Origin of the sequence: Salegentibacter maritimus (assembly GCF_016236975.1) — a bacterium.
Lineage (GTDB): Bacteria > Bacteroidota > Bacteroidia > Flavobacteriales > Flavobacteriaceae > Salegentibacter > Salegentibacter maritimus.
Genome location: NZ_JAEHNY010000013.1, coordinates 102,173 through 115,423, shown reverse-complemented (window position 1 = coordinate 115,423; position 13,251 = coordinate 102,173). Strand labels below are relative to the sequence as shown.

11 protein-coding genes are annotated in these 13,251 nt (G+C 37.5%); 2 read left to right on the top strand and 9 right to left on the bottom strand.

The window, feature by feature from the left end:
* Positions 1 to 101: 101 nt before the first annotated feature.
* From I6U50_RS13850 to I6U50_RS13830, 5 genes are all read right to left on the bottom strand, one after another.
* Positions 102 to 2,369, bottom strand: coding sequence for an aconitate hydratase (locus I6U50_RS13850; RefSeq protein ID WP_193712228.1), 2,268 nt, complete (start codon positions 2,367 to 2,369; stop codon positions 102 to 104).
* A 533-nt stretch (positions 2,370 to 2,902) separates the two neighbouring features.
* Positions 2,903 to 3,076 (bottom strand): PLDc N-terminal domain-containing protein, encoded by a 174-nt coding sequence (locus tag I6U50_RS16175; protein ID WP_394370626.1) that lies wholly within the window; start codon positions 3,074 to 3,076, stop codon positions 2,903 to 2,905.
* 134 nt (positions 3,077 to 3,210) lie between these two features.
* Positions 3,211 to 4,164 carry an AAA family ATPase gene (locus tag I6U50_RS13840; protein ID WP_198639279.1) on the bottom strand — a complete coding sequence of 318 codons (954 nt, stop codon included), beginning with the start codon at positions 4,162 to 4,164 and terminating at the stop codon, positions 3,211 to 3,213.
* 10 nt (positions 4,165 to 4,174) lie between these two features.
* Positions 4,175 to 5,632, bottom strand: coding sequence for a peptidylprolyl isomerase (locus I6U50_RS13835; RefSeq protein WP_198639294.1), 1,458 nt, complete (start codon positions 5,630 to 5,632; stop codon positions 4,175 to 4,177).
* Entirely contained in the window at positions 5,595 to 6,458 is an 864-nt protein-coding gene (locus tag I6U50_RS13830) for a peptidyl-prolyl cis-trans isomerase (RefSeq protein ID WP_227740429.1), read from the bottom strand. The genes I6U50_RS13835 and I6U50_RS13830 overlap by 38 nt, the downstream gene beginning before the upstream one ends.
* Positions 6,459 to 6,678: 220 nt before the next feature.
* Between I6U50_RS13830 and I6U50_RS13825 the strand changes: the two genes are divergently transcribed.
* A complete protein-coding gene (locus tag I6U50_RS13825) occupies positions 6,679 to 7,128 on the top strand; it encodes an SRPBCC family protein (RefSeq protein ID WP_193712225.1) in 450 nt (149 codons plus the stop codon).
* A 68-nt stretch (positions 7,129 to 7,196) separates the two neighbouring features.
* Positions 7,197 to 7,724 carry an OmpH family outer membrane protein gene (locus I6U50_RS13820; protein ID WP_198639278.1) on the top strand — a complete coding sequence of 176 codons (528 nt, stop codon included), beginning with the start codon at positions 7,197 to 7,199 and terminating at the stop codon, positions 7,722 to 7,724.
* 170 nt (positions 7,725 to 7,894) lie between these two features.
* Here I6U50_RS13820 and guaB read toward each other — a convergent pair whose 3' ends face one another.
* The 4 genes from guaB to I6U50_RS13800 form a co-directional block, all read right to left on the bottom strand.
* A complete protein-coding gene (gene guaB / locus I6U50_RS13815; protein WP_198639293.1) occupies positions 7,895 to 9,367 on the bottom strand; it encodes an IMP dehydrogenase in 1,473 nt (490 codons plus the stop codon).
* 96 nt (positions 9,368 to 9,463) lie between these two features.
* The gene (locus I6U50_RS13810) at positions 9,464 to 10,450 is read right to left on the bottom strand and encodes an ABC transporter ATP-binding protein (RefSeq protein ID WP_198639277.1); all 987 of its coding nucleotides are present in this window, start codon (positions 10,448 to 10,450) and stop codon (positions 9,464 to 9,466) included.
* Position 10,451: 1 nt separating this feature from the next.
* Positions 10,452 to 12,116 (bottom strand): ABC transporter permease, encoded by a 1,665-nt coding sequence (locus I6U50_RS13805; RefSeq protein ID WP_198639276.1) that lies wholly within the window; start codon positions 12,114 to 12,116, stop codon positions 10,452 to 10,454.
* Entirely contained in the window at positions 12,097 to 13,143 is a 1,047-nt protein-coding gene (locus tag I6U50_RS13800; RefSeq protein ID WP_198639275.1) for a Fe(3+) ABC transporter substrate-binding protein, read from the bottom strand. Before I6U50_RS13800 ends, I6U50_RS13805 begins: the two co-directional genes overlap by 20 nt.
* Positions 13,144 to 13,251: the final 108 nt, after the last annotated feature.

Below are 13,251 nucleotides of genomic sequence, written 5' to 3'. Positions count from 1 at the left end.
TTTCAGGGTCAAACTCCTAAGAATTGTAGATTCTGAAACAAGTTCAGAATGACGGGAGGATCAAATAATCAGCCTCTCTATAAAATATATTTCTTAACTAATTAAGCTGCGTTTTGCTTCTTAATTAAGTTAAGTGCAGAACCATGCTTATACCACTCAATTTGAGGTTGGTTGTACGTATGGTTTGCTTTAATCGTATCTTTGCTACCATCGGCGTGTACAATTTCAATTGTAATTTGCTTGTCTGGAGCAAAATCTTCAAGGTCTATAAAGTTAAAGGTATCATCTTCCTGAATAAGGTCATAATCGGCCTCATTATCAAAAGTTAAACCTAACATTCCCTGTTTTTTAAGGTTTGTTTCGTGAATACGGGCAAAAGATTTTACCAATACCACTTTTACTCCTAAATGACGAGGCTCCATAGCCGCGTGCTCCCTTGAAGAACCTTCTCCATAGTTATGATCTCCCACAACTACCGTTGGAACGCCTTCTTTTTTATACTCACGTTGCACGGCAGGAACGCCATCGTATTCCCCTGTAAGTTGATTCTTTACAAAGTTTGTCTTTTTATTAAAAGCATTAACCGCTCCAATAAGGCAGTTATTAGAAATATTATCTAGATGCCCTCTATAACGCAACCATGGCCCGGCCATAGAGATATGGTCTGTAGTACATTTCCCAAAGGCTTTAATAAGCAATTTAGCTCCGGTAAGGTTTTTACCATCCCATGGCTCAAAAGGAGTTAATAATTGAAGTCTTTCACTATCTTTAGCTACTTTCACTTCAACTGAACTTCCATCTTCTTTTGGTGCGATATATCCTGCATCTTCTACTGCAAAGCCTTTTGTGGGTAATTCTATTCCCGTTGGCTCGTCTAGCATTACTTCTTCCCCATCTTCATTCATCAACTTATCGCGGGTAGGATCAAAATCTAAACGACCAGAAATAGCAATTGCTGCCACCATCTCTGGCGAACCTACAAAAGCGTGGGTATTTGGATTACCATCGGCACGTTTAGAGAAGTTACGGTTAAAAGAATGTACAATGGTATTCTTTTCTTCCCCTTTTCTATCGCTACGATCCCATTGACCAATACAAGGTCCACAGGCGTTTGTAAATACAGTTGCATCTAAATCTTCAAATATTTGAAGTAAGCCGTCACGCTCTGCGGTATATCTAATTTGCTCAGACCCCGGATTAATACCAAAATCAGATTTTGCTTTTACTTTTTTCTCTACTGCTTGTTTTGCAATAGATGCTGCACGGGTAAGATCTTCGTAAGAAGAGTTGGTACACGAACCTATTAATCCCCAATCTACGTTAATTGGCCAGTCGTTCTCTTTTGCTTTAGCCCCCATCTCAGAAATAGGCGTTGCCAAATCTGGAGTAAATGGCCCGTTAAGGTGTGGCTTTAATTCTGAAAGGTTAATCTCTATTAACTCATCAAAATACTGCTCTGGATTTGCATAAACTTCATCATCTCCGGTTAGGTGCTCACTAACTTCGTTTGCCGCATCAGCAACATCGGCGCGGTTGGTAGCACGCAAGTAACGATCCATAGACTCATCATACCCAAAAGTTGAAGTGGTTGCGCCAACTTCAGCCCCCATATTACAAATGGTTCCTTTTCCGGTAGCCGACATAGAGCGGGCACCTTCACCAAAATATTCTATAATTGCACCGGTTCCACCTTTTACGGTAAGTATTCCGGCTACTTTTAAAATAACATCTTTAGGAGCCGTCCAACCAGAAAGTTTTCCGGTTAATTTAACTCCAATAAGTTTAGGGAATTTAAGTTCCCAGGGCATTCCGGCCATTACATCTACGGCATCGGCTCCACCAACACCAATGGCAACCATTCCTAAACCACCGGCATTTACCGTATGCGAATCGGTACCAATCATCATCCCTCCAGGGAAAGCGTAATTTTCTAATACTACCTGGTGAATAATTCCTGCACCGGGTTTCCAAAATCCTATTCCATATTTATTTGAAACAGATTCCAGAAAATCAAAAACCTCACTACTGGATTTATTGGCAGCCTGCAAATCTATAGCAGCTCCCATTTTGGCCTGGATAAGATGATCACAATGCACTGTAGTAGGTACTGCAACCTGCTTTTTCCCGGCTTGCATAAATTGCAATAAAGCCATTTGGGCAGTTGCATCCTGGCAGGCAATCCTGTCTGGCGCAAATTCTACATAGTCTTTTCCTCTTTGGTAGGCCTCTTTGGCCGCACCATCCCATAAATGCGAATAAAGGATTTTCTCTGAAAGGGTTAAAGGTTTTCCAACAACCTCACGCGCTGTATTTACACGCTCGGCCATTTGGCTGTAAACCTTCTTGATCATATCAATATCGTATGCCATATTATTATGTATTTTAGTTCTAAAAAAGTCTAGCAAAAATAAGGATTTCGAGTGGATTTTGAAAATAAGAAGTGATTATCAAAATTTAATGAAAATAATTTTTCATTTCGCAATTATAGATAGTTAAAATTCAACTAAAACTAATAATTAGGTTGAAATTTATGAATTTAATAAATTAACTTAATAAGATTAAAAAAAATATAATCCGTTGCCGGGAAGAAAATAAAATTTAAACCCATTCTTGATAAGCTCTGCGAGATTAAAAAAGCAATTCCTTAAGTTTATTTGTTTAAAATTGAAAGTGGCTTCACCCTGATATCTTTTAAAAGTCTAAGTTTTTTCTAAATTTGACTGGTAGCTCTAAGTGAAGTACTTTACTTATTTAGAGGAACGAGGACTATTACAAGCGAAACTTTAAAATCCCGGAATGGAAATTGGCAAACTACAGAATTATAACAACTGTTATAGAATCACCCCCAATTTACAGATGATATTACAACAAGGCCTAAATGACGATAAAACGTATTTTATCATTAAAAACTTCTAAACTTATTGTTTCGAAGGTGTATCAAATTTTTTCTTTTGAATAAATAAACTATTGGAGAAAAGAAAGGCAGGAGAAACATAGAGAGTATCCAAAAAGTTTTACCTTTTAAATTCTGCTTACTTATATCAAATAAAATAAACAACCAGAATATAAAAAGCATCCCAAGTGCAGTCCAATTGAAGTAAGTACTTACTTCTTTACTTAGTTCCAGCACATTTGTAATAAAATCACTCCCCCATAAAATATAGAAAACAATACTAACCAGTACTCTATATTTAATAAAGTGCTGAATCATTATAAGAGGTTTTGAATTATCTTTTCTTCAGAAATACCTTCGGCTTCAGCTTTATAGTTTTTAATGATTCTGTGACGTAAAATACCTATAGCTACTGCCTGCACATCTTCTATATCTGGTGAAAACTTTCCATTTACGGCAGCGTGAGATTTTGCGGCAAGAATTAGGTTTTGTGAAGCTCTTGGTCCTGCTCCCCAATCGAGGTAATTTCTTATAAGTTCAGGAGCTTCGGCAGTATTAGGCCTGGTTTTTCCTACCAGTTTCACTGCATATTCTACCACGTTATCGGCCACGGGTATTCTACGAATTAATTGCTGAATTTCCACAATTTCTTCCGCAGTAAATAAGGCGTTTATTTTTTGGGTTGTATCTGTTGTGGTACTTTTTACAATAGCTACTTCTTCCTTAAAACTAGGATATTCCAACAAGATAGAAAACATAAACCGGTCTAATTGTGCTTCTGGTAACGGATAAGTCCCTTCCTGCTCAATTGGATTTTGTGTAGCCAGTACAAAATAAGGATTGGCCAGGCGGTAATGATGCCCGGCAACGGTTACAGACCTTTCTTGCATGGCTTCCAGTAAAGCTGCTTGAGTTTTGGGCGGAGTTCGGTTAATCTCGTCGGCAAGAATTATATTGGAAAAAACCGGGCCTTTTATAAATTTAAAGGTTCTGTTTTCATCCAGGATTTCGGCACCAAGAATATCACTGGGCATCAAATCGGGTGTAAATTGAATTCTTTTAAAATCCAGGCCCAGCGCCCTGGCAATGGTATTTACCATTAACGTTTTTGCCAAACCGGGAACACCCACAAGCAAAGAATGCCCTCCTGAAAAAACAGAAAGCAGGATTTGGTCTACAACCACATCCTGCCCTACAATAGTTTTAGCAATTTCGTTTTTTAAATCGCGGTGTTTACGCACCATATTTTCTACAAGAGCAACATCTGACATTAATAAAAAACTATTTTTTTAACCAGTTACTACTATACTCACAATCTTTAAACTTACCGTTTACTTTAATGTAAGTATCTCCAATTTTTTCTTTCTGCCATTCCTCAATAGCTTCCAGTTGTTTATCTCGTAATGCCAACTCTTTTATTTTAGAAAAATCTGTTGCATAATTAGCTTTGTGCTCTGCAATTCTTTTGTTCACTTTTATAATTTTAAAAAATGGTCGACCTGTTCTATCCTGGTCGCGCATTCTCAAGGAAAGCTCCCCTTCTTGCAAATCCCCTACTTCGTCGTAAAGTTTTGGATCTATTTTAGATAACTCAAAACGAGTATCACCGGTTCTTGGGTTAATAAGTTTTCCGCCATCGCTTTTTGTTTCCTCTTCATCAGAAAATTCACGAGCAGCCTCGGCAAAATCCAAAACACCTTCATCTACTCTTTTTCTAATACTGTCTATTTTAGCCTTGGCTTCTTCAACCGAAGCATTGGTCACATCAGGAATAAGAAGTATATGTCTTAAATCTACATTTTGTCCCCTAATTCTATCTATTTGAATAATATGATACCCAAATTCGGTTTCAAAAGGCTCACTTACTTCACCTTCCTGAAGACTAAAAGCAACATCTTTAAACTCTTTTACAAAATTATCTTTTCTGGAGAGCGAAATTGCGCCACCCTCCCTGGCACTCACGGGATCTTGTGAATACAAAACTGCCTTGGTAGCAAAACTCGCATCATTATCTAAAACATCTGCCCTAAATTCATTTAAACGATCTATAACTTTTTGTTTTTCACTTTCGGGAATTTCTGGTTTTATCACAATTTGACTAAGCTCTATTTCTTCTCCAAAAACCGGGCGTTCGTCTTCAGGAATATTTTCGTAATAAGCTCTCACTTCTTCTGGGGTAATTTCTACCTCTTCAATAATTCGTTGCTGCATACGACTGGCCAATTGGCGCTCTTTGTTTAGCTCGAACAACTCACTTCTAAATTCAGCTTCATTTTCTTTGTTATAGAACTCAAGCACTTTTTCCATGGAACCTACCTGGCGAACCATTTCAGAAATTTGTTGGTCTATATAATTATTTACTTCGGCATCCATAATAATAATACTATCCTGGATAGCGTGGTGTGCATACAACTTATTTTCCATTAAAGAACCTGCCAGTTGGCAATCGGTAACATCAGCGGTAGACATTCCCTGGCTCTGCATATCCTTATACATCATATCTACATCGCTGTCCAGAATAATATAATCACCAATTACTGCGGCAATTCCATCTACCTTTCTGCGCTCTGAACTGTTTTCCTGGGCAACAGTATTCTTTGCAATTTCATCTTCTGGCTGAATGGCCGTACTATCGGTAACAATTACATCCTGAGCATAACCGGTAAAGCCAAATAAAATGGCTAAAAGCAAGCCGGTGGTTTTAATTATAGATTTCAAATTCTTCATTTTTAATTGCATCTTTTGTAATATCTTTTTCAAGTTCTTTTATCAGGTTTAATTTTCGCTTATTCAGCAAAATTTTCTCAATTGTTGGCTCGGCATATTCAAAGGGCGCATCTTCCCCACGCTCCAACACATCTTTTATAAAAATCAAATATACGCCTAATGAATCTTCTACCTGAAGAAAATTAGATTTGTTTAAAAGTTTATCTCTATGCTCTATGGTGAGCGCAGGAATTTTATTGTATACCGTTTTTAACTTTACCCAAACTGAATCGTTTAGAGAATAATTCTTAAACTGAAGTGAAATTTTCTCAAGTTCCTCTATATCCTCTTCTTCAAAGCTAGTCAAGTAAGAGGCTATTTCATCTATTTTGGTATTTTTTGGAGCCAGGCTTACATATCTTAGTTTCAATAAATCGTCTGAAAGCTTAAAATTTCCCTTATTCTCTTCAAAGTATGACTGCTTTTCTTCAATAGACAAAGTACTATCTAACTCCCTACTTACCACCGCATCTTTATAGGCACTGGTATAAAGCTCATTCTTATAGTTTTCTATTAGGTCTTTAAATTCCCTAAGTTGACTCTCCGGAAGATTTAATTGTGCCCTATCTATAAGCAATTGCTGTGTGGCCCAATTATTTATATAATTAGAAACAATAATTGCACTGTCTTCTGCAGAAGTATTCTCATTGATTAAGGCATTAATATCTTCCTTATACAAATAAGTATCATTAACCCTTACCACAACTTCCCTATCATCCTCTTTTTCAAGATAGGAACAACCCGCAAGCATAAAACCGCTTAGTAAAAAAACTATAAATACAGGTACTATTTTCAACATTTTCAATTATTGCACTAACAATATACATACCATTATTAAATATCTAAGAGCCTGTAAATTGCCGGTAAGCAAAAATAAGAATTCATTTAGGTTCTACAAGCTTATATTTAAACGATTACAAGTAAGCAAAAATTATAAGTATATAATTGAATTTTCTTAAGTATCTTTAAATGAAGTATTTATTAATTGTTTTATTCAAGTTCCATAAAAAGCTTTTAATATGAAATATACCAGTGAAATTAAAATTAAAAAGCCCCTGCCCGAAGTAATTAAAAAATTTAGCAATCCAGATAACATGAAGCATTGGCAGCGCGGATTTATCTCTATGACACCTATTTCCGGAAATTTAGGAGATAAAGGCTCCAAAAATATGCTAATATATAAAATGGGAAAGCGAGAAATTGAAATGGTAGAGACCATTGTAGAAAATAAGCTTCCGGCTATTTTTCACGCAAACTATTCAGCCAAAGGCGTCTATAATATTCAGAAAAATAGTTTTAAAGAAACTGAAGAGAACCATACGCTTTGGATATCACAAAACGAGTTTATTTTTAGTGGTTTTATGAAGCTCATGGGCTTATTTATGCCGGGCGCTTTTAAAAAACAGACTAATCAATATATGAAAGATTTTAAAAATTTTGTAGAAAACAACCAAAGCGTGTTAGATTAAGAAATAGTTTCACATTTTAATATGAATAATTAAAAGCTGCTATTATATTTGCCAAAAACAATTTTATTATGATACGAAGCAGTTTAATAATTGCCTTTTTAACTTTTAGCATTTTTGCTAGTGCCCAAAGCAAGATAGGAACTATAGATACCGATTACATTCTTTCCCAAATGCCTGAAATGGAAGAAGTAAATAAAGGACTGGAAGCCTACGACAAGAAATTACAGCAAGACTTCCAAACTAATGTAAAACAATACGACACCCTCGTAAAAACATACCAGGCCAATGCCGAAAGCCTTGCTGCTGAAACCCGCCAGGAAAGCGAATCTGAAATTATTGAACTCGAAAACCAAATAAAGCAGTTTAGGCAAAGAGCACAATTAATGATGCAAATGCGAAGAAACGAGCTTACCAAACCACTTTATGAGAAAATTGACGCCGCAATGCGCCAGGTAATTGCCGCAGAAGGATTCACCCAAATCTTTCACGCAGGTGGCAACAACCTCGCATTTTCGGCAGAAGAATATGATATTACCGAAAAAGTGATGTCTAAAATGGGAGTAGAACCCAAAGCGGCCGGCACAAACGAAGAATAGTGCCTTTTAAAATAATTGAAGTTTGTTACAACCTGCTTTCAACATGACACTTAATTGGTGATACAGGTTGAAACAAGCTTTAACTTAATAAAGACTTTACTCCTTATAAAAAGTCCCCGTAAGTTTTAAAACTTACGGGGACTTTTTTATTGTGATAAAAGTAAACGTATCTACCTACTATAGTTAGGCGATTCGTTAGTGATAGTTACATCGTGTGGATGACTTTCGTGAATTCCAGAAGCCGTGATTTTCACAAACTTTGCTGTCTCTTTAAGGGTCTCAATATCTTTTGCACCGCAATAGCCCATTCCCGCTTTTAGGCCTCCCACAAATTGGTGGATACTTTCTTCAAGTTCACCTTTGTAAGGAACACGTCCCACAATACCTTCAGGCACCAATTTTTTAATATCGTCTTCAACATCCTGGAAATAACGATCTTTAGATCCTTTTTGCATGGCCTCTACAGATCCCATTCCGCGGTATGACTTAAATTTTCTTCCTTCGTAAATAATAGTTTCCCCCGGAGATTCTTTGGTCCCGGCAAGTAAAGAACCTAGCATCACACAATCAGCTCCCGCAGCCAATGCTTTCGGAATATCTCCCGTATAACGAATTCCTCCATCGGCGATAACCGGAACACCACTGCCTTTTAGGGCTGAAGCTACTTCAAGTACCGCTGAAAATTGTGGAAAACCAACTCCGGCAACTACCCTGGTAGTACAAATAGAACCAGGACCAATTCCTACTTTAACCGCATCTGCACCAGCTTCTACCAAATATTTTGCAGCCTCACCGGTAGCGATATTTCCTACAACCACTTGCAGGTCTGGAAATTTGGCTTTTACATCTTTTAGCACTGTTACCACCCCTTTGGTATGGCCATGGGCAGTATCAATAATAATGGCATCTACTCCAGCATTCACAAGAGCCTCAGCTCTCTCTACAGCATCAGCAGTAACTCCTACCGCTGCTGCTACGCGAAGCCTTCCAAAACTATCTTTATTGGCGTTGGGCTTAAGGGTAAGTTTAGTAATATCCCTAAAAGTAATAAGCCCAACTAACTTATTGCTATTGTTTACTACCGGAAGTTTTTCAATCTTATTTTCCTGTAAAATATCCTCAGCCTGTTCCAGGGATGTCCCTTCAGCTACAGTTACCAGGTTCTCTGAAGTCATTACCTCAGCGATTGGGCGTTTAAGGTTTTTCTCGAAACGCAAATCCCTATTGGTTACAATTCCCAACAATTTCCCATCTTCATCTACAATTGGAATTCCCCCAATACTATGCTCGCGCATACTTGCTTTAGCATCGCTCACACTTGCATTAATAGGCAAGGTTACGGGATCTATAATCATTCCGCTTTCAGCTCTTTTCACCTTTCGTACCTTTAGAGCTTGTTGCTCTACAGTCATATTTTTATGCAGCACACCAATTCCACCTTCACGGGCCATAGCAATGGCCATTCTGGATTCGGTTACCGTATCCATCGCTGCCGATACAATAGGAACGTTTATAGAAATATTTTTAGTGAATTTTGTACGGATGCTTACTTCCCGTGGTAGTACTTCAGAATAAGCAGGGACAAGCAATACATCATCGTAAGTAAGGCCTTCTCCTAAAATTTTGGATTCGTGTGCGATCATAGCAATTAAAGATTTAATTGCGTGCAAATATACGTTTTTTATAGAAAAAATAGGTTTAAAACCTATTAGTTATCAGAAAATTACTTTGGGGGAAATTTAGCTACCAAATTCAAGTACATCGGTAGAATTAAAGCCAATCTTTATCCTATCGGCCACATGAGTCTCTTGAGTAACCACCGAAACCTGATGACCGTTGTCTAACTTTAACAACAATTGGGTGGTATTCCCCATAAAGGTTTTCTTCAAAACCCTGGCATGGGTAATATACTCGCATTCCTCATTAATACTAAGATTTTCGTTGCGTATAGCATGATTACAATTGGGGTTTAAAGGACAATTAAAAGCGGTTTGTAATTCTTTATTTAGTTGAATAGTATTTCCAAAAAGAGAAGCCACATACACCGAATTAGGTTTTGTATACAAATTTGAAGCCTGGTCTTTTTGAATTACTTTTCCGTGTTGAAGAATAAGAATTTCATCGGCCACAGAAAGAGCATCCTGCGTATCGTGAGTCACAAAAATTGCGGTAACGCCAGTTTTCTTTATAATTTCAAACACCTGGCTACGCAACTGCATTCTTAGCATCGCATCAAGATTGCTAAAGGGTTCATCTAAAATCAACAAAGAAGGCTCTGGCGCCAAAGCCCGGGCCAGAGCAACTCGTTGTTGCTGCCCTCCTGAAAGTTGATGCGGATAACGTTTTTCCAATCCGCTTAGGCCAACCAAATCCAACATCTCCAGGGCGCGTTCTTTTTTATTCTTAAGCTTAGAAATCCCGTAGGTTACATTTTTTAAAAGGTTAAAGTGGGGAAATAAAGCATATTCCTGGAAAACCAAACCTATTTTCCGTTTTTCGGGCGGCACTAGTTTATTGACCGAAGACAGCTCTTTACCATTTAGCACAATGCTACCGTGATCTGGCCTTTCCAAGCCCGCAATAAGCCGAACCAGGGTTGTTTTTCCGCTTCCGCTTTCACCAACAATAGCACAAACATTTCCCTTTTCTAAATTAAAAGAAACCTCCTTTAAGGCAAAATTTCTACCTTTATCAAAGCTTTTAGAAATGGAGTCCAGGCTTAGCATACTAGTCTTTTATCAATAATTTATTCAAAAATATCACCGGAATTGTTGCCGTGAAGATAATAAATAATGAAGGAATAGCAGCCTCCATAACCATTTCATCGCTTGCATATTCAAAAGCCTTCACTGCGAGTGTGTTAATATGAAAAGGTTTTAAAATTAACGTAAGCGGTAGTTCTTTTAATACATCAATAAACACCAATATCATCGCACTTAAAATCCCGGTTTTAATAAGTGGAAACTCTATTTTAAAAAAGGTCTTAAAGTTTCCCACACCCAGCATCTTAGACGAATCTGGTATACTATTGCTTACTTTTAAAGCGGTAGATTCTATTGGGTTATGCGCTACGGCCATAAATCTAACGCTATAGGCATAGACCAGTGCCACCAGGGTACCGTTAAATAAAAATCCGGTTTTAATTCCAAAAAGTGAATCCATCGTAACTATAAACCATTTATCAAAAGCAAGCGTAGGGATCATAATGCCAATGGCCACAACAGCTCCGGGAATTGCATAACCTAAAACCCCAAATTTAGATATACTTTTAATTCCGCTGGTATTACTCCATTTAGCAAAATAAATGAGTAAGGTAGCAAAAAGCACCGTTACCAAAGAGGTGATGAAAGCTATCCCAAAACTTTGTAATGAAAGTTGAATAAAATTAAAATCGAACACTTGTTCGGCCGTTAAAAATGCCCAATAGCCTAATTGCGCCACAGGAATAAAAAAGCCTAAGATTACGGGAATTAATACCAATAAAAACTTTAGGTTTTGCATTAGTCGGGTACCGGTTTTTCTATGAATATATCTGGAAGCCCTATTTCCGGAAACCTGAACACTTTTTCGCTGCCATTTCTCGATTAAAATTAATGCAAAAACTATAAAGATGAGTAATGCTGAAAGGTAAACAGCAGTTTCCGGTTCTTCCAGAGAGAACCAGGCCCTAAAAATACCGGTTGTAAAAGTATTAACTCCAAAATACTGTGCCGCACCATAATCATTTAAAACCTCCATGAGTACTAAAATGAGCCCCGCAATAATTGCAGGTCTTGCTAATGGCAACATAAGTCTAAAAAAAGATTTAAACTCTCCCACCCCCAACATCGTTGAAGCTTCCAGTAAGTTTCCTGCCTGGTTTAAGAAAAAGGCACGCGAACTAACATAAACATAAGGAAAAAGGGAAATACTTAATACATAGGCCAGCCCATATTTATTCATAATATCTATTCGAATAAACTCCAGGTTTAGAAATCTAAAAATAAGATCAAGGCTTCCGCCATAATCAAACACCCCGGCATAGGCATAGGCTACGATGTAAGATGGAATAGCCAATGGAAGTATAAGCAACCACTCCAGTTGTTTTCTAAAGGGGAATTCAAAACGCGCTACCAACCAGGCTGCACCCACCCCGGTGATAAGCACTAACAAACTACAGGCAAAAATCAGAAAAAAGGAGTTCCCTATGTAGTCTACCAATAGATTATCTACAAGGTGCCACCAGGTTTCCCCGGGTCCCTCCAATAGTTTTACTGCAATAGCAATTACCGGTAAGGTGATAAAAAGAACGATGGCCAATGTAAAAATTGACCATCGATTTGTATCTCTTTTAAGCCTCCTTAACCTGGCTTTTATTGAGAATATGTCACTATTATTTCCAGCCTGCTTCATCAAATAGCATTACTGCTTTTTTATTATTTTCGCCAAGTTTAGAAAGATTAAGGGTATCTTCTTTAAATTCGCCCCATTCCTGTAATAATGCTGCAGGTGCTACCGCTTCGTTTATCGGGTATTCATAGTTTGAATGGGCAAAAACTTTTTGAGCTTTTTCAGAAATTAAAAACTCTATAAATTTAATAGCATTTTCTTTATTAGGAGCATATTTTGCCACCCCAGCCCCGCTTACATTAATGTGTGTGCCACGACCATCCTGATTTGGAAAGAAAAGTTTAATACTCTCTCCTGCTTTTACTTCTTCGGGATCTTCAGAATTTAAAAGTTTACCTATATAATAAGTGTTTACAACAGCAAGATCACCTTCTCCTGCAACTACCGCCTTCACCTGGTCACGATCATTCCCTTTAGGAGCCCGCGCCATATTTTCAACGATTGCCGCAGCCCATTTTTTCGCCTCTTCTTCCCCATTATGAACCATAATAGAAGCCATAAGTGACTGATTGTAAATATTCCCGGAAGAACGTATTAAAAGCTTATTTTTCCATTTTTCTGAAGCTAAATCCTCATAAGTAGATAATTCACTCTCATCTACCCTATCTTTAGCATAGGCTATAACCCTTGCTCTTTTGGTAAGTCCGAACCAATGGTTATCGGCATCTTTAAGATGAGACGGAATGGTTTCTTCCAGGGTTTTCGATGATACCGCTTGCAAAAGCCCACCGCTTTTAGCTCTTTCTAATCTACCTGCATCTACAGTAATAAGCACATCGGCGGGAGATTGCTCTCCTTCCATGCTCATTTTTTGTATAAGCTCATCGGCGTTGGCATTTATTACATTTACAGTAATCCCTGATTCTTCTTCAAATTGTTTAAACAACTCCTGGTCCGACTCATAATGTCTATGAGTATAAACATTTACTTCTTGAGTTTTTTCTTCCTCAGTATTTTTATCTTTCTCTTCTGCGTTTTTGCAGGAAAAGACTAAGCTTAATGCCAGAAGACCAATTAATGTTTTCTTCATTGCTATCTTTTTTAAAATTTTGTTCAAATATAATTATTTAGAATAGGTTTAAATAAAAAACAAGTACTTTTTTAAGCCGAATAATATTCTTGATTCAGGCTAAGTAGG